Below are 20,293 nucleotides of genomic sequence, written 5' to 3'. Positions count from 1 at the left end.
AGGAGTGAATGTTTGGGGTAATGGCCTGCTACGGTACATCTCCATCGGGGATAGACCGCTGCCTTTTGCGCTCTGTCTCCTAATTGATACCACTAGAAGCTGGTAGAGTAGTAATTTGACTCCGTAAAACTCTTGATGGCATCACGACAGGGGACAGAGCGGGGAAGATGCTCTTTCCCCGAGAGTTATGAATCTTGCGATTAGTTATATAGAGTCTGGAGGTGTGGAAGCTGGGCTTCAGCTTTTTGCTTTTGATCTGGACTTACGATTTCTGACTTAAGACTAATGACTATCTTTTAATCAATCCACTGATAAAGCTCAATTGCTTCGGGTTCACAGCTATGGCAACCACCGCCACAGGCTGTACCTTGAGGAAGTTTTGTTATTTTTCCTTTGTGTACCCACTGTTCAAGAATAGGTCGCAGGGCATCCTGTTCCATATTAAATTCCAGTGCCATATCTCGTAAAGGAGCCTGTCCTTTAATTTTCAGGTAGTCTCTGATTTCAGTCAGAATCATGCTGATGCCTCGGTGAGTTTTTGCTTGCTGCGTCCCGCATATCGCATATAACTGATGGCAATAATGACAACAAACAAAATTGATCCCGTCCAGAGCGCAGACGATACCGGGTGCTGGTTAAATCTTGCAAGCTGATAAAACAGGGTAGATGCTGACCATGCCATGCCTGTGCTCCAGGCTAATGCAAACCACATCCAGCGAGCACCTGCTTCACGATAAATCGCGGCAGTTGCTGCGACACAGGGGGCGTAAAGTAGAATAAATAACAGATATGCAAATGCACCTACCTGACCATCAAAGCGTTTTACCATGGCGCCAAACGTCGCACTGTCTACACCCTGTTCATCTGCTGCGGCACTTTGATCTGATGTACTGTCCAGTACGTTGAAGCCCAGTGGGTCGGTGAGGTTGTTTAATACATCTAACAAATTAGCGGGGACAGTTTGTATTGCTTCGTTTAGTGAGTCACTCAGTGAAAACTCAACGTCTTCACTTGCTGTTATCACCGGTTGATCCATTTGTGAGTAGATAGCATCCAGTGTACCAACAACCACTTCTTTAGCTAATACCCCGGTAAATATGCCGACGGTTGCTGGCCAGTTGTCTTCTTCTATACCCATAGGTGAAAATACAGGTGTAATACTTCTGCTTATTGCGCTTAATACGGAGTCTTTCTGGTCTTCATTACCAAAACTACCGTCGGTACCCCAGGAGTTAAGGAAGTTAATAACAAGGACCATTAATATAATAATTTTCCCTGCATCCAGCAGAAAACCTTTCAGGCGTGACCAGGTGCGTATTAATACATCACGTGGTTTGGGCATGTGATAAGTGGGTAGCTCCATTAAAAATGGGGATGCTTCACCCGGCAATAAAGTCGATTTGATGATAAATGCAGTGAATATGGCAAATAGAATGCCGACTATATAGAGTAAGAAAACAATATTTTGACCACCTTCAGGGAAGAAAGCTGCAGCAAATAATGCATATACTGAAAGGCGTGCACCGCAGGACATAAAGGGGGCCATCATAACGGTGATAATACGTTCGCGATGATTTTCCAGTGTTCGTGTTGCCATAATAGACGGTACATTACAGCCAAAACCAACAATTAAGGGTACAAATGCTTTTCCGGGGAGGCCTAAAGTACGCATGAAACGATCGACAACAAAAGCCGCGCGCATCATATAACCCGTGCTTTCAACGAAGGAAAGAAACAGGTATAAAAATCCAATAATAGGGATAAAGGTAGCAACGACCTGAAAGCCCCCGCCGAGTCCGTTTGCAAATATGACCCGTAACCAGTCAGGAAAGCCTAAAGCGCTGAGAATCTCACCAAAACCATCTATAAAAATTGCACCTGCTGCGATATCGAAAAAGTCGATAAAAGCACCACCCAGGTTGATGGTGAATAAAAACATCAGGTAAATTACGCTGAGGAAAATAGGGATACCAAGAAACCGGTTTAAAACAATGTTGTCAATACGGTCAGACAGGGAGTACTTATAATCATCCGGGCGTGAAACCACAAGTTGAGTCACTTCACGGGCAAAACCATAACGGCAATCTGCCAGTAGAATATCAATGTCTTCGTTGTTCTTTTGTTCTATTTTTTCACGTAGTGTCTGAGCATGATCGAGAATGGGTTGCTCAATGGTTTTAAAATCTTTTACCCCGGTATCACCATCTAAAACCTGTGCTGCCATCCAGCGACAGTTGACATGTTCACATTGCGGGTGATCTTCGGGTAATGAGGAAAGCAGTTCAGTAACCGCTTGATCAATATCTTCTGAGTAGGGGAGTTGTTTCGTGGGAGGTTGATGATTCTGAGAGGCCTGCAGCACAACCTGCATTAAGTCTTCAATGCCAATACTTTTATGTGCGGCAATAGCGATAACGGGACAACCAAACTTTTCAGCCAGTGCTATCTGGTCTATTTCTATGTCATGAGAATCGGCTAAATCCATCATGTTTAGCGCAATGACCATGGGGACCTGCATTTCCAGTAGCTGGCCACTTAAGTAGAGGTTGCGTTCCAGATTAGATGCATTTAGTACATTGACGATTAAGTCAGGTTCAGATGACAGGATGTAATCGCGGGTCACTTTCTCATCAAGAGAGCGGGCGCTATTATCTAATGAGTACACACCGGGAAGATCAACAACATCAAAAGGGATGTCTTTGTACTCAAACTGTCCAACTTTGCGATCAACCGTTACACCCGGCCAGTTGCCAATTTTCTGGCGAGAACCGGTAAGTGTATTAAACAGGGTTGATTTGCCGCAGTTAGGGTTGCCCAGTAAGCCAATAGTGTAATGGGAGTCATCAGGTGTACCCTGATTCGTGTCGCAGCATTCTTTACTCATGACTGACTCGGACTAAACCGCACACACCATAATTTGCCTGGACATACCGCCACCAATGGCAATACGGCTGGCGTCAAAGCCAACAACAGTAGCACTACCGCGGCGTTGAATAATATGCAGGCGAGAATTAATGGATACACCCATACTAACCAGGCGTTTTTTTAGCTGGTTATCCGCGTTTACACAGGTTACACGCACCAGATCACCTGGTCTGGCATGGGCCAGAGAATAACTTGAATCAGTTTGTTGTGCAGTCTGCGTCATGTGTGAAATCACTCAGGATTAGTTAATAAGTGCATTTTAATTCAAACAAACGCAGTTGGCAATGATAATTATTATCATTACTATTGATACAAGTCATGAAACGATGTTATTCAGGTTTATATTGCTTAGCCGTTGCGAGAACTTCTTCTACGTGTCCCTTCACTCTGACGTTTGTCCATTGTTCTCGTAATATTCCTTTGGAATCAATCAGAAAAGTACTGCGCACTATGCCCATATATTCTTTGCCATAATTCTTCTTCAGGTGAATAACATCAAAAAGTTTGCACAGCGTTTCATCCGGGTCGGAAAGAAGATCAAAGGGGAATTCGTGTTTGGCTCTGAAATTAGTGTGAACCCGAACAGAATCGCGTGAAACGCCCAATACTAATGTTTTTGCACGTTTGAATTTAGTGTAATTATCGCGAAAATCCTGACCTTCCTGAGTGCACCCGGGTGTATTGTCTTTAGGATAGAAGTATATGATCAGGTTTTTGCCTTTGAAATCTTTCAGACTGAGAGTTTGATCACCGGTAGCTGCTGCACTAAAAGCAGGGGCTTTCTTGTTAAGAGTTAAAGGCATAAGATTTTTCCATTTGAGAAGGGGGTTGTTTTTTACACTGTCTGAGCACCTCTTCCTCTGCCCCCTTTTTTGAGACCACTAAAAGCTGATAATGTAGTGAGTTGACTGCATAAAACTCTTGATGGCATCATAACAGGGGACAGGGCGCAAAAAGCAGCGACCTTTCCCCGAGGGAGAAGTGCTAGATAGTGCTAGGTCGCGGGCTTAAATTCAGCATCCATATTCATTTCATCACATAAAACGCTAAAATCAGCTTCAATTTGCTCAATATTTTGCTCAGCTGGAATATTGACCTGCATATTCACGCTAAATATTGGTGTACCGGTATGCGGTGCGTGTTTACTTTCAGTATGCATATTTACAATATTAATACTGTGTTGTGATAAATACCTTGCAAGTTTATGCACAATCCCGGGGTTATCCATACCTTCTACATTGATGGTGAAAGCAGAGTGTTCCTGATTTTCATCGTGTGAGGAGGTTTCTTTGCATAACAGGCTTAAATTAAGTGATGTAGCCAGTTTATCTGTCTGTTGTTTAACCGAGTTGATCGCATCTTCGTTACCCGTGACGAGTAACATAACCGCAAATTCTCCACCCAGCACACTCATGCGACTATCTTCAACATTTAAGCCCGAGTTAAGTAATACTTCAGTAAGTTCATTAACAATTCCGGGACGATCTGCGCCAATGGCGGTAATTACGAGAGACTGGTTCATTTGTTATCTTTTTAAAGTTGTTTGATACAGGTTATTAAAGCTAAAAGGAAAAGAAAAGGCAAATGTAATATTGAATGTGTAATTTTAATTAATGTCATCAGTTTATTGCTGATATCTGTTGAAATAAAAGAGTGCTAATCAGTGAGTTATTGCGTTCTTTGGCTTGTAAATAAAGGCCCTACAAAGTACTATTTCCGGCTTGATTTAGCCGACTGGTATCTTACATATACCTGTTGGTTTCAATTCGTAATTTCATAAAGGCAATAATCATGTTTCGTGGCAGTATGGTGGCATTGGTAACACCCATGCACCCTGATGGGTCGGTCGATTTTGACAGTTTGAGTCAACTGGTTGAATTTCATATTGAAAATGGCACAAGCGCTATTATTTCAATGGGAACTACGGGTGAATCGGCTACATTAGATGAGAAAGAGCATTGCGAAGTTATTCGCCGTACAGTGGAAATGGCGAATGAACGTATTCCTGTTATCGCGGGTACCGGTGCAAACTCAACAACAGAAGCGATTACCCTGACTAAGTGTGCAATGCAGGCGGGTGCAGATGCCTGTCTGTTAGTTACTCCTTATTACAATAAGCCCACTCAGGAAGGCCTGTATCTGCATCATAAAATGATTGCCGAAACCGTTCCAGTACCGCAGATTCTATATAATGTGCCCGGCCGTACAGCGGTTGATATGCTGCCTGAAACCGTTGCTCGATTGTCAGAAGTATCAAATATTATTGGTATTAAAGAAGCGACAGGTGATCTATCTCGTCTGACTCAGATTCGTGATTTGTGTGGAGATAATTTTGATATTTTCTCTGGTGATGACGACACGGGAACCGAATTTATGCTGCAGGGTGGTGACGGGGTTATTTCAGTTACCAATAATATAGCACCTAAAGCTATGGCCGATATGTGTACAGCGGCTCTTGCAGGCGATAGAGAAAAAGCTCTGGAACTAAACCAGCCTTTAACCGGTCTGCATAATGACCTGTTTGTTGAAGCTAATCCGATACCGGTAAAATGGGCTTTAACCGAAATGGGAAAGATGCCAGCAGGTATTCGATTACCTTTAACCACTTTATCCGAGCAATACCATGAAACACTGCGTAACGCGATGCGTCAGGCAGGTGTGCTTTAAATTATGTGTATAAAACTATTGTCTGAAAAATTAACATCCACTTTGTTATTAACCACTGTTCTGTCTATTTTTCTCAGCGCGTGTAGCTCAGATGGGGAAGAACGCCCAGAATATCAGGGTGCGATATCAGTGCAGGCTCTTGAAATACCACCAAAGCTGTCGATGCCTGATACACAGGGAGCACTTCGTTTACCTGAACCATCTAGAAATGCTAAGTCAGGCGAGGGGAGTTTTACTGAAAGTAAGGTGATTGCACCTGAGTTTAGTGGTTATGAGTTGAAAAATGACTCACGACTATACTGGCTTGAAATAGAGTTGCCGGTAAATGAAGTTTGGGGCATGTTACCGGGTTTTCTGGCTTCAGAAGGAATCGAAGTTGAACGTATTGAGAAGCTGTTAGGTTTTGTTGATACGGCCTGGATGAGTGAATATCAGATTTCTTATAATGAAGAAGACTCTAGTAGCTGGTTCAGCGGTTTTTCACCTGATTATAAAGACCGATTCAGAATCAGGGTTGAAGCGGGTGAGGCTGAAAACACAACACGACTGTATGTAAGCCATCGTGGTTTACAGATCAGCGTTGCTACTGACATAACAGAGTGGGTACAACGTGATTCAGAGCCGTTTCTAGAGCGGGAAATTATGTACCGTTTTGTTCTATTTGGTGGTGTAAGCAAAACCGGTGCTACCGAATTACTGGCTTCATATGACAGTTATCAGCCACGTGTAAATAAAGAGAGTGATACTGTTGGCGAGATTGATGTTAAAGGTGAGGCAGATACAATCTGGTTACGTATACAAGTAGCTATGGATCGACTGGGTGTAGATGTATTAAATACCGATAAGGCGTCTCGCACAATGCGTGTACGCGTCGGTAATATGAAGTTAGAAGAGAAACCTGCTGAAGATGAAAGTGGCTGGTTCAGTGGTTTATTTAGTGGTAAAGATATTGAAGTCGATGAAGATGACGGTTTTGAAACACAGGAATACAAAGTTCAGCCGAGTATCGTTGCACCTGAAGACCAGATTACGCTGCAGTTGACTCAAGTAATAAGTGAGTCCTCTAGTAAGATTGAAATACAGCATGAAGATGGTCGTGAAATCGAAAGTGGGCTTGCCAGATTGTTTCGAGATGCGTTGTTGAAGCAATTGAAGTAATTAGTTAAGGGTATGTTTACTTATATACATACCCTTTGATCGTTATGAGAGGTTTTCCTCTTATGTGTGTTTCTGGAAATATCTGCTAAGCTATTAATAGTTATCGAGATATGGCCCGAAATGCTGGAAGAGAAAGAACAACTAGATGACCTGCAGTTTGCAGATGAAGAAAAGCTAAGGCACGAGATCACTTATCTTTCTGATAGGCTGAAAAATCTTGAGGTTTTCAAGAAGATGTTTTTTACTCTTCAGGAGGACCTGGTTGAAGAACGTCGTAAATTCAGCGAGTTAGAAAGTCAGTTAAATAGTTCCAGTGATGTTGAATCACCCGCTGCCCAGTTAGATGATACCGGTGATACTCAAACCGTTGAAAATATAGATTCCCTAAAAGAAGAATTACAGAGCGCTAATAATATGGCCATGCTGTCTATGACGACTGCGGGAGAATATAGTGCCATAATTGACTTTTTTCGAGACAGTGGTTCAGCGTCAGATTATGAAAGTATGGTTAAGATGCTGTTTGCAGCCGGCAGTAGTTATGGTTGTGGTATTAGCGTTGAAATTCGTTGTAATAATGATGAGCTGGTTTTTAGTTATGATGAAAACGTAAAAGATGAACAGGCAGCAATAATTACAAGATTAAAACTGCAGGGGCGACTGATTGAAGAAAATGGACTTATCTGTATCAATTACAAAAAGATAAGCTTATTAATTAGCAATTTGCCTCAGGATGATATTGAAAAATATGGACGTATAAAAGATAATCTGGTGGTTCTGGCATCTGGGGCTAATAGTATTGTCGATTCAATTGATTCGAAAATAAAGTTAACCAATGAAAGAAAGAATCTGTATAAAATTGTAAAAGGCACTCACCATGCGATGGAAAATATAAGTAAGGGAATTGGCGACCAGATAAGAAAAACAAATGCTGTTCAAAATGCATTTATCAAAGGGCTCGTAGAAGCCATTGCACATTCGAAACTTGATGAAGTGGAGAAGAAGAAATTAAATTCAATGCTAGCTTCGGGTAAAAAATCCCTGAGTAAAGTATTAATGGAATCATTTGTTCTGGATGAAAATTTTGTAGAGGTTATATCGAAACTGGAAAAAACCTATTCAGTTGTTGATTCAACTGATAACAAAACTCAAACACAATCAGCAAAACAACCTGCTGTTCAGGTGGAAGACTTACCTGACATTTAACTATTATGAGATCCATTATGAAAAAAATGTTTTTGCTTTCTGTTTTATTGTTCACTTCTCCTGGTTTAATGGCCGATGAATTTTTCGATGGATTCAGTGCAGATAAAATAAATTCGACTGTTTATGTTATACACGGTCCCCGTGAATTACCTACTGCTGCAAATCGTGGTTTTATGAATAATCCAGCTTTTATCATTGCTGATAAAAGTGTTGTGGTTGTTGACCCTGGTTCAAGTCATCATTCTGGTGTTATGGTTTTACGTGAAATAAAAAAAATCACAGACAAACCTGTATCGCATATATTTAATACCCATGTGCATGGTGATCACTGGCTGGCTAATGAAATTATTAAACAACGTTACCCTTCGGTAGAAATTATTGCTGATCCTAGAATGATCAAAAAAGCTAAAGCAGGTGCTGCTCAAACATGGCTTGATAATATGCTCACAATGACCGAGGGGGCAACTAAAGGCACTAAAATAGCTTATCCTGATACGGCAGTGAGTGATGGTAAGCAGTTAAAAGTAGCCGGACTTAATTTTAATATTCATTCAGTGGGTATCGCACATAGTGATACTGATATTATGATTGAATATGTTGAGGGTTCTACGTTTTTTACCGGTGATAATGTAGGTTATCTTAGAATTTTACGTATGAGTGATGGCAGTTTCAGGGATGTAATAAAAGCACTGGACAGAGCGATAAGTCTGAAAAAGAAACATTATATTCCGGGGCATGGCCCATCAGGTGATGTGAAGATAGTCCAGTCGCAGCGTGAATATTTTAATATTTTATATACTCAGGTTGAAAAGTACTACGAAGAAGGGCTGGAAGATTTTGAAATGAAACCCATGATTGAAAAGGCTTTAAGTGAGTATAAAGACTGGGATGGTTTTGATGAAGAGTTAGGCAAGCACATTAGCCTGGCTAAGCTGGAAGTTGAGAAAGCAGAGTTTGAGTAGAATGTAACTTAGTTTAGGAACATCTCTCTCGGGGACAGATATCTGCTTTCTGATGTCTGTCCCCTGTTTTGACACCACTAAAAGCGGATATTGTAGAGAGTCTACTTTTTAAAGCTCTTGATGGCATCAATACAGGGGACAGAGTGCAAAAAGCGCGCTCTTTCCCCGAGGGAGATGTTCCCGTGCAATCTTTCTATAGCAAGTCTTTTAATTTCTAAGCGTCTTTATTATGTTCAATCAATGCATACGCTGAGTGGTTATGAATTGATTCAAAGTTTTCTGATTCAAGTGTATATGAACGAATGCGATCATCTTCATTTAAACGGGCTGCGACATCACGTACCATATCTTCCACAAACTTGGGGTTGTCGTAAGCGCGTTCAGTGACAATCTTTTCATCCGGGCGTTTCAGTAAGCCATATAGCTCACATGACGCTTCCTGTTCTACAATATCAATTAAGTCTTCAATCCAGATAAAATCATCAGCTTTAACATTAACCGTTACGTGTGAGCGCTGGTTGTGCGCGCCATACTCAGATATTTTTTTAGAGCATGGGCACAGGCTGGTAACCGGTACAACCACTTTAACTGTTACATGATTTTTGCCATCAACTCTATCGCCATAGAAAGTAACTTCATAATCTAAAAGGCTTTGTACGCCAGATGCTGGAGCTGTTTTATTTACAAAATAGGTAAAGCTCATTTCTATATGGCCATTTTCGGCATCTAGCTTTTCAGTCATTTCAGATAGCATAGTACGCAGAGTTTTAACTGTGATTTCATGATCGTGGCTATTTAGAATCTCCACAAATCGAGACATATGTGTGCCTTTGAAATTATGTGGCAAGTCTACATACATATTGAAATTAGCAACCGTATGTTGCACATGACCTGAGCGATCTTTAACCTGTACAGGATGGCGAATATCTTTTATGCCGACTTTGTTAATGGCAATATGACGTTTGTCCTGGCTGTTTTGTACATCGGGCATTGTCTTTGCTTCGGTCATCTTTATCTCTTCGCTATTCGCTGTAGGTTACACAGGCGCGTTCAGTTTCCCATAATGTGAGAGAGCTTACGCGTAAGGTATCAGTATTAAGTTTTTTAGCAATTTCCTGAAATATCCAGGCTGCCATGTTTTCTGCTGTAGGATTAATCTCTGTAAAGGGTTCAATCTCGTTCAGGTAACGATGATCCAGCTTGTCACATACGTCATTAGTCGCTTTTTTCATGGCTTTAAAATCGATAGCCATGCCGACATTATCCAGTTGGCTGGATTCAAGCTCCAGTTCCACTTTCCAGTTATGTCCATGCATACGACTACATGCTCCGGGATAATCACGGAGTGTATGTGCAGATGCAAAATCTGTAACTATTTTTAATGTATATTTAGCTGGCATAACAGGGTTTAGATTATATCTGAAAAATGACTTGTAAAAACCGCAGGATTTTATCGGTTTTTAGTATTATTAGCAATCTCTAATGGCTCTTAGGAGATTAAGTGCCCTGCTTAGGAGTATTTCCATCGGGGATGGACCGCGTTTTTGCGCTCCGTCCCCTTATTGATACCATCAAGAGTTTTACGGAGTCGAGAATTACCCTGCCAATCTGATCGGAGTAACCACAGGGGCAGAGCACACAAAGCAACGACCTTACCCCGATTACGTCAAGTTAATGAGTATGATGTTCTATGTCTTAATCGACTGAATAATGCCGTCTGCGTCCAGACCGCATTCGGCAAGAAGCAGGTGTGTCGCGCCATGTTCAACGAAACGATCCGGTAAACCTAAATTAATTACAGGGTTATTCAGTTTATTTGCAAGCAGCCATTCATTCACACCACTGCCTGCACCGCCGGCAACAACATTTTCTTCAATAGTAACAATTGTTTCATGTGAGCTGGCAATTGATCTCAGCATTTCAGTGTCCAGAGGTTTCACAAATCGCATATTTACTACGGTAGCGTTTATTTCTTCAGCCGCAATTAATGCTTCAGTTAACATGCTACCAAAAGCCAGCAGGGCAATACCCTGCCCTTTACGACGTATTTCAGCTTTACCGACTTCCAGAACTTTGAATTTATTATCTATTTCAACACCTGGGCCCTGACCTCGAGGGTAACGCACAGCTGCTGGACCATTATGTTGATAACCTGTTGTTAGCATTAAACGGCATTCATTTTCATCTGATGGTGTCATTATCAGCATGTTTGGCACACAGCGCAGATAACTTAAATCCAGATTACCCGCATGAGTTGGTCCATCAGCTCCGACTAGCCCGGCTCGGTCAATGGCAAATAAGACGGGTAAGTTTTGAATAGCAACATCGTGCACTAGCTGATCGTATGCGCGTTGTAAAAAAGTAGAGTAAATGGCGACAACCGGTTTGGCTTTTTCACAGGCCATACCAGCGGCTAGAGTAACGGCATGTTGTTCGGCAATACCGACATCATGGTAGCGGTCAGCAAATTTTTCTGAAAAAGCGACCAGACCAGAACCTTCACGCATAGCAGGGGTTATTGCGACTAGCTTGTTATCTTTTTCAGCCATATCGCATACCCAGTCTGAAAAGACCTGTGTATAGGTTGGCTTTCCAGATGAAGTATCCAGTTTATCACCTGTTTCCGGGTCAAAACTGCCTATGCCATGATAAAGGCACGGGTTTTCTTCAGCAGGTTTAAAGCCTTTGCCTTTTTTCGTTATTACATGCAATAAAATGGGGCCAGGCTGAGAATGCAGATTCTGTAACATGGTAATAAGAGTTGGTAAGTCATGGCCATCAACCGGGCCGTAATAGTTAAAACCCAGTTCTTCAAACAGGGTTCCAGGCATGACCATACCTTTTACATGCTCTTCGGTTCTCTGGGCTAAATCCCACATAGAAATTTTTTCTAATACGCGTTTCGAGCCGCTGCGCATAGTTGAATACACTTTTCCAGACATGATTTTGGAGAGGTGTTTTGATAATGCGCCTACATTTGGTGAAATAGACATCTCATTGTCATTTAGAATAACCAGAAGATCGGTATCCGTATCACCGCCATGATTGAGTGCTTCAAATGCCATGCCCGCTGACATGGCTCCATCACCAATAATAGCGATGGTTTTCTGATTGCTGCCACGCATTTTTGCAGCCATGCTCATGCCCAGTGCGGCACTTATTGAGGTGCTGGAATGACCGACACCAAAAGTATCGTAAGGGCTTTCTTCCCGTTTAGGGAAACCGGCTAAACCATTATGCTGACGAATACTGCTCATCTGCTCACGGCGACCAGTAATGATTTTATGCGGATATGACTGATGACCTACATCCCAGACGAGTTTGTCTTCAGGCGTATTGTAAACATAGTGTAGAGCCAGTGTTAATTCTACAGTACCTAATCCAGCTGCCAGATGTCCGCCGGTTTGTGCAACAGACTGAATAACAAACTCGCGTAGTTCTTTTGCCAGCTGAGGAAGTTGGGTTTCAGGTAAATTACGCACATCGTCCGGTGATGATATGGTTTTTAGTAATGAGAATTGGGTATCCGGCATGTTTCTATCTATTAATGTCCGCGTTCAATAATATAAGCAGAAAGCTGGCGTAAAACATCTGCAGAGTCATCAAAGCTTTCAAGTGCCTTGATGGCACGTTTATGTAAATCGAGAGCTCTTTCTCTGGCTCCCTCTATACCCAGTAAAGCAGGGTAGGTGGGTTTGTTTTGCTGTTCATCAGAGCCCTGTGGTTTGCCCAGAGTTTCCGTATCGGCTGTTACATCTAATACGTCATCATGAATTTGAAAAGCCAGACCTACACAGCGTGCGTATGTATCCAGTGCTTCGAGTTTTGCTGCCTGAATATTAGGGCTGCACATAGCACCGAGTAATACGCTGGCTCGAATCAGTGCACCGGTTTTCAGTAAATGCATGTTTTCCAGTTCTTCGAGTACCAGTGATTTGCCAACTGCACCCAGATCGATAGCCTGACCGCCAGCCATACCAACTGAACCACTGGCCTGGGCCAGTAATTTAATCATTTCTATTCTATTTCCAGCACTGGTTTGCATCGCGCTATCAGAGGCTAATACTTCAAACGCAAAAGCCTGCAGGGCATCGCCTGCAAGAATGGCAGTGGCATCATCAAATGCAACATGGCAGGTAGGGCGGCCACGGCGTAAGTCATCATCATCCATTGCCGGTAGATCGTCATGAATCAGAGAGTAGGCGTGAATAATTTCAACTGCACAGGCGCAAGCATCCAGTTGTTCAGGCTCTACATTAAGGGCCTGGCCGGCTGCATAGACAAGGATAGGGCGTACCCTCTTTCCTCCGCCTCCAACCACAGAGTATCGCATGGCTTCCTGGAGTCGAGCTTCAGGGCCAGCGGGCTCTGGCAACCAGAGATTGAGGTGATGGTCTACGCGCTCGCAATAAACTTTAAGCGAGGTTTTAAATTGTGAATCAACAGGCATTCTTTAATCGTCAATCTCGAAAGGTTTTTCTAGCAATTCACCATTTTTTTCAATTAACTGAGTGACTTTCTGCTCCGCTTTACTGAGAGCCTGCTGGCAGTCAGCTGCTAGTGAGATGCCCTTTTCAAAGTGCTTGAGAGCATCTTCAAGTGGAAGCTCTCCCTGCTCCATGTCTTCAACCAGCTCTTCAAGTTGTGACATGGCTTTTTCAAAATTAACCGGTGATTTGCGTGCCATATAGGGTATTCATGGTGATGTTATTAAGAGGACGTATATTACTGGTTTCAACGAGTTGATGCTAGCGGTAGTGCTTTTTAGTTGTTGAAAGAGAGGCTTTAGCTAGAAATAGCTTATATTTTTCGGGTTCTTTAACTGTCGATGTGACGAATTAGAGCAATCCACCTGTTACGCTGGTGGTTACAGGTGGATGAACTGAAATAGTTTCGCGGTGATTTTTGCCGTTTTACGGATTGGCACCAGCCGGTCGACTTAACCAGCCTTCGTTCTTGTCCATCCATATCAGGCTGATGATGTACCAGAGGGTCATTGGCGCCATCATGGCTATCCAGCTCCAGTCATCGATAACTAAAATCTGTTTACCCAGTTCGCCTATGGAATCGCCTAACATCAAACTCCAGGGAAGGCAGTAAATAGAAAATATTGCACAGGACCATATTAATAGTAATGCGCCTTTACGTGTTTCAATGGCTGAGAATGCAAGAAAGACCCATAGAGGGGTATTTTTAGTTTTTATCATTTTTGTACCTGAAAAGATTGTATAAGTAAAAAGTAAGTAATAGCGTAAATATTAAAGCAATACTGTTGCCATAGAAAAATAAATCTATGATAACCAGAAGGATAGCGATTAAAACTAGACGGTTGTCTAGTGAGTATTTTTTTCATAACAAAATATTTTGTAAGTGTTTTCGACAAAATTTACATAGCTATATTTTGTTGATTTTTAAATATCAAGAAGTTCACTCACCCTGCTTACGGCAATAATTTCCATATCATCAGGTATGTCCTGAGGTTTGGGCATATTGCCTTTGGGTATGACAGCGTGAGTAAAACCATGTTTGGCCGCTTCTTTAAGGCGCTCCTGACCATTAGGTACTGGTCGAATTTCACCAGCCAGTCCGATTTCACCAAAGGTGAATAACTTCTGTGGTAAAGGTCGATCCCTGAAGCTGGAGAGAATAGACAGTAACATGCCAGTATCTGCTGCAGTTTCAGTGACGCGAACCCCACCAACTATATTGATAAATACATCCTGATCATACATGGCCAGACCACCATGGCGATGTAAAACAGCCAGTAACATTGATAAACGGTTTTGATCAAGTCCCAGAGTTACTCGTCTCGGGTTGCCCAGGTGTGATTCATCAACCAGTGCCTGTACTTCAATTAAAAGTGGTCGATTGCCTTCACGGGTAACCGTTATTACGCTGCCTGCTACCGGCTCATCATGGCGTGATAGAAAGATAGCTGAAGGGTTGCTAACTGTTTTCAGGCCTGTTTCTGTCATGGCAAAAAGACCGAGCTCGTTTACAGCGCCAAAACGATTCTTTATCGCACGAATCATTCGATAACGCTCGCCGGAATCACCTTCAAAGTAGAGTACCGTATCGACCATGTGCTCTAGTACGCGTGGCCCCGCTAAAGTACCTTCTTTTGTTACGTGGCCTACCAGAAACAATGCAGTATTGGTTTGTTTTGCAAAACGGACTAACTGAGCAGCACTTTCTCTTACCTGTGTTATTGAGCCGGGAGCAGACTGTGATAATTCGGTATAAATAGTCTGTATGGAATCAATGACCATAACCTGAGGTCGGGCCTGTTTTGCCAGTTGTAAAACTCTTTCTACACAGGTTTCAGCAAGCAACTGAAATTTGTCATCACCTAAATTCAAACGGCGGGCACGTAAGGTAACCTGCTGTAATGACTCTTCACCAGTTACGTACAGGGCGTTCATTTTTTCACCCAGTGTGGCTAGAGTCTGGGTTAGTAATGTTGATTTGCCAATGCCCGGATTACCACCCATTAAAACAACCGAACCCTGTACCATGCCACCGCCTAAAACCCGGTCTAGTTCAGTAATGCCCGTAGGTGTTCGAGGTTCTTCCTGTAATTCAATGTCACACATATTCTGCACAGACGCTTTTCCGGCATAACCGGTAAAGCGAGGGCTGGTATTGTTGTTTTCTTTTTCAAACACACTTTCAACAAGTGAATTCCATTCGCCACAGTCGCCGCATTGTCCAGCCCATTTATTATGGACAGACCCGCAACTGCTACATAAATATTGAAGTTTAGTTTTTGCCATCTAAATCATCACTATTTGTAATTTCATGTTCTGTATTATTATCTTCATTTAAACGAGGCATTAAACGAGCCATTTGAACGGCATTGTTTTGAATTTTTATAACTTCTATCGGATGATTTGCTATTAAAAAACTGGTTCCGGTGGTAGGTATAGACTCAAGGTGCTCAAGTATTAAGCCGTTGAGTGTTTTCGGGCCTTTACTAGGTAAAGAGATATTTAAGCTGCGATTAATTTCACGAATATGTGTATTGCCCGCAATTAAATAACTATCATCATTTTGTTTAATTATGTTGTTATTATTTATGGGTGAGTCAGTGGTAAATTCACCTACAACTTCTTCCAGAATATCTTCCAGCGTAACCAGTCCCTGTATGTCACCGTATTCATCTACTGCAAGTGCGGTGCGGCGTTTATTTTTTTGAAAATTAATTAGTTGTTGATACAAAGATGTGCCTTCGGGAATAAAATAAGCATCACGAATTTGTAGTTCCAGATTTTTTTTGGTTAATTCATTTCGGCTTAATAATTTAATGACTCTGCGCATGTGAATAATACCAATAATGTTATTGATGTCATCACGGTAAACGGGTAATCGAGTACGTTGGCAGGTGGTTAAATCATCAACCAGTTCATCCCAGCTTTCATTTAAATCAAGTGCGGTGATTTCATTTCGTGGCACCATAATGTCATCGATGCTGGTGTGTTCTAAATTGAGTAAGCCCAGTAACATATCCTGGTGTTTTTGTGGCACTAGTTGACTGGTTTCCATAACAACACTGCGTAATTCTTCAACACTAACGCCTTCACTCTGTCTTTGTTCGGGGCTAACGCCGACTATTCGTAACAGGCTATTAGCAATCAGGTTAACAATATAAACCAGAGGGTAGGTTATTTTTAATAAAGGTGTGTAAACATACGCAGCAGGAAAGGCTATTCGTTCAGGATGAAGGGCGGCTAATGTTTTTGGTGCAACTTCTGCAAAAATTAATATTACAAATGTTAAAAGTCCAGTGGCAATTGCAATGCCTGCTTCACCAAAATATCTCAGCGCCAGTATGGTTGCGATGGCAGATGCCAGAATGTTGACGAAATTATTGCCGAGTAAAATCAGGCCGAGTAAACGGTCCGGGCGATTAAGAAGTTGTCTGGCCAGTTTTGCACCGCGGTTACCATTTTTTGCCAGATAGTTTAAGCGATGTCGATTCAGTGACATCAGCCCGGTTTCTGAACTGGAGAAAAAAGCAGAGAGTAAAATAAGCAGACTCAGGACGATATACAGAGTGCCGGAAGAAATATGATCCATTTAAGTTAAGACATTACAATGAATTCGAAAACAAATTTGCTGCCAAAATAAGCCAGCATCAAACTGGCAAATCCGCTTAATGTCCAGCGTATTGCTGTGCGGCCACGCCAGCCAATAGTAAAACGACCAACCAGCAAAATAGCAAACACCAGCCAGGCAACAATACTGAGTACGGTTTTATGAACCAGATGTTGAGCAAACAGATCGTCTAAAAATACGAAGCCACTTAATAGCGCCAGTGTTAAACCAATAAAGCCTGCAAAGATGAAATCAAATAGAAGTTTTTCCATTACCTGCAATGGTGGTAATTTTTTCATTAAACCACCCGGGTGGTGGTTATGTAACATGCGGTTTTGCAGTGATAAGACAATTGACATACTGGCTGCAAAGCCCAGCAGGCTATAAGCAATAATAGATACCAGCACATGAATCTTCAGGCCTTGTGGTGCATCGTAAGGCAGCATGTAGCTGGAAGGTGATATGCTTTGAGTTAATAATGTAATAGCCGCAATGGGTAAAATTACGATAGCCAGAATTTCTGTTCTACGTTTTATGGAAATTAGTAATATCAGTAAGCTGATGACCATGGCCACTGATGAAGCGGCTTCAAAAAAACCAAACTGAAAGCCATTAATCCCTATCAGGTTTTTATAAAGAACAATGCTATGTAAGGTAACTGCAGCAAAACCGGGCAGTAATAAATAAGCGATGGGTTTCTGTGTGAAAAAGGCACGACCCTTCAGGCGCAGTAATAGCCCCAGAGTGGAAACCAGATAAAGTGTAAAAGCAATAAGCCCTGTAATTGCGTCCATTAAGTTTAAAAATTAACTCATTTAAATTATTACGTGTGCTTATTATAAGGTAAAGAAAGGATGAGTGGAAAGCTAAGATTCCAGGTAGTGTTCACTATATGAGCAGTTAATGGACATAATCGTGAAAAAACCGTTAAGTTCATCAATTTACAGCCTTTTTTCACTGCAAATTTGCTGTGTCGTGCTAGCATCTAATAAAGTCTTAGGTGTTTTTGAAATTATGGTCCTTAGGGAGACCCTATGAAATTACGTGTTTTGGGGTGTAGTGGTGGCATTGGCCAGGGACTGCATACCTCATCTTATATGATTGATGACGATATTTTGCTGGATGCGGGCACCGGTGTGGGTGATCTGTCGCTGCAGGAAATGCATCAGTTGAAACACATATTTATTACCCATAGTCATATGGACCATGTATTAAGTATCCCGTTATTAGTTGATACTTTATTTTCAGACTTACAGGATCAGCCACTGCTGGTTTATGCGCGGGCTGAAACGATAAAAACATTAAAAGAACATATTTTTAACTGGCAGCTCTGGCCAGATTTTACAGAATTACCCAGTAAAGAAAATCCTTCATTAAAATTGATAGAAATGAATCCTGGTGATGTTGTAAGTGTGGGTGAGCGGCACATAGAGATGGTCGATGTTAATCATACTGTCCCGGCATCCGCCTATATCGTCGAATCTGCAAGCAGGGTTTTTGCTTATTCAGGAGACACAACAACTAACGATAATTTATGGGACAGGTTAAATCAGTATTCAGGCCTTGATTTCATGATAGTTGAAACGGCTTTTTCTGAAGAAGAAATAGAACTGGCCAGACTGGCTAAGCATTATTGCCCCAGTTTGCTGGCGCAGGACCTTAAAAAGCTGAAACATAAAACACGAATTGGCGTCTCTCATCTCAAACCAGGAGATGAAGAACACATATTTAAACAGTGTTGCAATGAAGTAAATAACGAGCATGAGTTATGTCATTTAGCCAGTGACGATCATTTTCAGATATAATCCCCACTTTCTTACACTAAGACACGTTTAATACCATGTTTGATAGCCTAAGTGATCGTCTTTCCAAAACGATTAAAAACCTGCGCGGTCAGGGTCGAATTACCGAAGATAATATAAAAGACACGATGCGTGATGTGCGTATGGCGCTGCTTGAAGCGGATGTTGCATTGCCTGTTGTGCGAGACTTTGTTGACCGGGTGAAAACACGGGCGGTTGGTCAGGAGGTTATGAGCAGTCTGTCTCCGGGTCAGGCGCTGATTAAAATAGTTAATGATGAGCTGGTCGCAACCATGGGTGCGGCTAATGAAGAGCTCAATCTGGCGGCACAGCCTCCCGCGGTAGTATTGATGGCCGGATTACAGGGCGCGGGTAAAACAACTACCGTAGCCAAGTTGGCCAAACTTTTACAGGAACGACACAAAAAGAAAGTCATGGTTGTGAGCTGTGATGTTTACCGCCCTGCGGCAATCAAGCAATTGCACACCCTTGCTGATCAGGTTGGTGCTACCTTTTTTCCCAGTGAGAAAGAACAGAGCCCGATTGATATAGCTAATATGGCACTCGATGCAGCTAAAAAGCAGTTTCAGGATGTGCTGTTAGTTGATACCGCCGGTCGATTACATATTGATGAAGAAATGATGGGTGAAATACAGCAAATCCATCAGGCAGTTAACCCGGTAGAGACCCTGTTTGTTGTTGATAGTATGACAGGTCAGGATGCGGCGAATACGGCTAAAGCATTTAATGACGCACTGGAATTAACGGGTGTTGTGCTTACCAAAACGGATGGTGATGCACGAGGTGGTGCGGCTTTATCAATACGACAGATTACGGGTAAACCGATTAAGTTTTTAGGTGCGGGTGAAAAAGTTGATGCTTTAGAGCCATTCTATCCTGATCGTCTGGCATCCAGAATACTCGGTATGGGTGATGTGCTGAGTCTGGTAGAAGAGGTTCAGCGAAGTGTTGATGTTAAAGAAGCTGAAAAACTCGCGAGCAAATTTAAAAAAGGCACAGGTTTTGATTTTAATGACCTGAGAGCACAGATGGAGCAAATGATGAATATGGGTGGGCTGGGAGGTCTGCTAGATAAAATGCCGGGTATGGGTGGCAAAATGGGTGCTATAAAAGACAAAGTTAATGATAAAGATATCAAGCGTCTTATTGCTATTATCCAGTCTATGACTCCGCAGGAAAGAGCGTTTCCTGATGTTATCAAAGGTTCTCGTAAAAAACGTATTGCTGCAGGTGCTGGTGTGCAGGTGCAGGATGTGAATAAACTAATGAAGCAGCAGTTGCAGATGAAAAAAATGATGAAGAAGATGAAAGGCGGCGGCATGAAAAAAATGATGCGTGCTATGCAGGGTAAGATGCCGCCTGGCATGGGCATGTAATCTTTAAAGTCAAAAGAACACGAAAACACAAATACAGGCTAATAAACGCGAATGTTTTGTTTGTATGTCTGCGGCATACTGCGCT

General features: G+C 42.1%; 20 protein-coding genes. 6 read left to right on the top strand and 14 right to left on the bottom strand.

Annotated elements, in window-relative coordinates:
• Window positions 1-296: 296 nt before the first annotated feature.
• The 5 genes from DIZ80_14260 to DIZ80_14240 all read right to left on the bottom strand — a co-directional run bounded on the left by DIZ80_14260 (window position 297) and on the right by DIZ80_14240 (window position 4,447).
• Window positions 297-518: a sugar metabolism transcriptional regulator gene (locus DIZ80_14260; GenBank protein ID RDH81265.1), complete on the bottom strand. Its 222-nt coding sequence runs from the start codon at window positions 516-518 to the stop codon at window positions 297-299.
• Window positions 515-2,884 (bottom strand): ferrous iron transporter B, encoded by a 2,370-nt coding sequence (locus DIZ80_14255; GenBank protein ID RDH81264.1) that lies wholly within the window; start codon window positions 2,882-2,884, stop codon window positions 515-517. Before DIZ80_14255 ends, DIZ80_14260 begins: the two co-directional genes overlap by 4 nt.
• A gap of 12 nt (window positions 2,885-2,896) precedes the next feature.
• The gene (locus DIZ80_14250; protein RDH81263.1) at window positions 2,897-3,148 is read right to left on the bottom strand and encodes a hypothetical protein; all 252 of its coding nucleotides are present in this window, start codon (window positions 3,146-3,148) and stop codon (window positions 2,897-2,899) included.
• Between the two features lie 106 nt (window positions 3,149-3,254).
• Complete coding sequence (locus DIZ80_14245) at window positions 3,255-3,728, bottom strand: peroxiredoxin (protein RDH81262.1); 474 nt, start codon at window positions 3,726-3,728, stop codon at window positions 3,255-3,257.
• A gap of 191 nt (window positions 3,729-3,919) precedes the next feature.
• Window positions 3,920-4,447 carry a glycine cleavage system protein R gene (locus DIZ80_14240; protein RDH81261.1) on the bottom strand — a complete coding sequence of 176 codons (528 nt, stop codon included), beginning with the start codon at window positions 4,445-4,447 and terminating at the stop codon, window positions 3,920-3,922.
• A 269-nt stretch (window positions 4,448-4,716) separates the two neighbouring features.
• Between DIZ80_14240 and DIZ80_14235 the strand changes: the two genes are divergently transcribed.
• From DIZ80_14235 to DIZ80_14220, 4 genes are all read left to right on the top strand, one after another.
• A complete protein-coding gene (locus DIZ80_14235) occupies window positions 4,717-5,592 on the top strand; it encodes a 4-hydroxy-tetrahydrodipicolinate synthase (GenBank protein ID RDH81260.1) in 876 nt (291 codons plus the stop codon).
• Window positions 5,593-5,595: 3 nt separating this feature from the next.
• Entirely contained in the window at window positions 5,596-6,750 is a 1,155-nt protein-coding gene (locus DIZ80_14230) for a hypothetical protein (protein ID RDH81259.1), read from the top strand.
• 66 nt (window positions 6,751-6,816) lie between these two features.
• Window positions 6,817-7,953, top strand: a complete 1,137-nt coding sequence (locus DIZ80_14225; protein ID RDH81258.1) for a hypothetical protein — start codon at window positions 6,817-6,819, stop codon at window positions 7,951-7,953.
• Window positions 7,954-7,958: 5 nt separating this feature from the next.
• The gene (locus DIZ80_14220; protein RDH81257.1) at window positions 7,959-8,915 is read left to right on the top strand and encodes an MBL fold metallo-hydrolase; all 957 of its coding nucleotides are present in this window, start codon (window positions 7,959-7,961) and stop codon (window positions 8,913-8,915) included.
• 214 nt (window positions 8,916-9,129) lie between these two features.
• Here DIZ80_14220 and DIZ80_14215 read toward each other — a convergent pair whose 3' ends face one another.
• From DIZ80_14215 to DIZ80_14175, 9 genes are all read right to left on the bottom strand, one after another.
• Window positions 9,130-9,924 (bottom strand): GTP cyclohydrolase I FolE2, encoded by a 795-nt coding sequence (locus tag DIZ80_14215; GenBank protein RDH81256.1) that lies wholly within the window; start codon window positions 9,922-9,924, stop codon window positions 9,130-9,132.
• Window positions 9,925-9,937: 13 nt separating this feature from the next.
• On the bottom strand, window positions 9,938-10,315 hold the full coding sequence (queD, locus tag DIZ80_14210; GenBank protein ID RDH81255.1) for a 6-carboxytetrahydropterin synthase QueD: 378 nt from the start codon (window positions 10,313-10,315) through the stop codon (window positions 9,938-9,940).
• 288 nt (window positions 10,316-10,603) lie between these two features.
• Window positions 10,604-12,448 carry a 1-deoxy-D-xylulose-5-phosphate synthase gene (locus tag DIZ80_14205; protein RDH81254.1) on the bottom strand — a complete coding sequence of 615 codons (1,845 nt, stop codon included), beginning with the start codon at window positions 12,446-12,448 and terminating at the stop codon, window positions 10,604-10,606.
• An 11-nt stretch (window positions 12,449-12,459) separates the two neighbouring features.
• A complete protein-coding gene (locus DIZ80_14200; GenBank protein ID RDH81253.1) occupies window positions 12,460-13,365 on the bottom strand; it encodes a (2E,6E)-farnesyl diphosphate synthase in 906 nt (301 codons plus the stop codon).
• Window positions 13,366-13,368: 3 nt separating this feature from the next.
• A complete protein-coding gene (locus tag DIZ80_14195) occupies window positions 13,369-13,602 on the bottom strand; it encodes an exodeoxyribonuclease VII small subunit (GenBank protein ID RDH81252.1) in 234 nt (77 codons plus the stop codon).
• Between the two features lie 226 nt (window positions 13,603-13,828).
• Window positions 13,829-14,122: a hypothetical protein gene (locus tag DIZ80_14190; GenBank protein ID RDH81251.1), complete on the bottom strand. Its 294-nt coding sequence runs from the start codon at window positions 14,120-14,122 to the stop codon at window positions 13,829-13,831.
• 204 nt (window positions 14,123-14,326) lie between these two features.
• Entirely contained in the window at window positions 14,327-15,688 is a 1,362-nt protein-coding gene (locus DIZ80_14185) for a DNA repair protein RadA (protein RDH81250.1), read from the bottom strand.
• On the bottom strand, window positions 15,675-16,991 hold the full coding sequence (locus DIZ80_14180; protein ID RDH81249.1) for a magnesium/cobalt efflux protein: 1,317 nt from the start codon (window positions 16,989-16,991) through the stop codon (window positions 15,675-15,677). Before DIZ80_14180 ends, DIZ80_14185 begins: the two co-directional genes overlap by 14 nt.
• 5 nt (window positions 16,992-16,996) lie before the next feature.
• Window positions 16,997-17,803, bottom strand: a complete 807-nt coding sequence (locus DIZ80_14175) for a cytochrome C biogenesis protein (protein RDH81248.1) — start codon at window positions 17,801-17,803, stop codon at window positions 16,997-16,999.
• Window positions 17,804-18,043: 240 nt separating this feature from the next.
• Here DIZ80_14175 and DIZ80_14170 point away from each other — a divergent pair, with 240 nt between their 5' ends.
• Window positions 18,044-18,814 carry a 3',5'-cyclic-nucleotide phosphodiesterase gene (locus DIZ80_14170; GenBank protein RDH81247.1) on the top strand — a complete coding sequence of 257 codons (771 nt, stop codon included), beginning with the start codon at window positions 18,044-18,046 and terminating at the stop codon, window positions 18,812-18,814.
• Window positions 18,815-18,849: 35 nt separating this feature from the next.
• Entirely contained in the window at window positions 18,850-20,208 is a 1,359-nt protein-coding gene (locus tag DIZ80_14165; protein ID RDH81246.1) for a signal recognition particle protein, read from the top strand.
• Window positions 20,209-20,293: the final 85 nt, after the last annotated feature.

Origin of the sequence: endosymbiont of Galathealinum brachiosum, assembly GCA_003349885.1 — a bacterium.
GTDB lineage: Bacteria > Pseudomonadota > Gammaproteobacteria > SZUA-229 > SZUA-229 > SZUA-229.
This window is presented reverse-complemented; position numbering and strand designations above follow the sequence as displayed.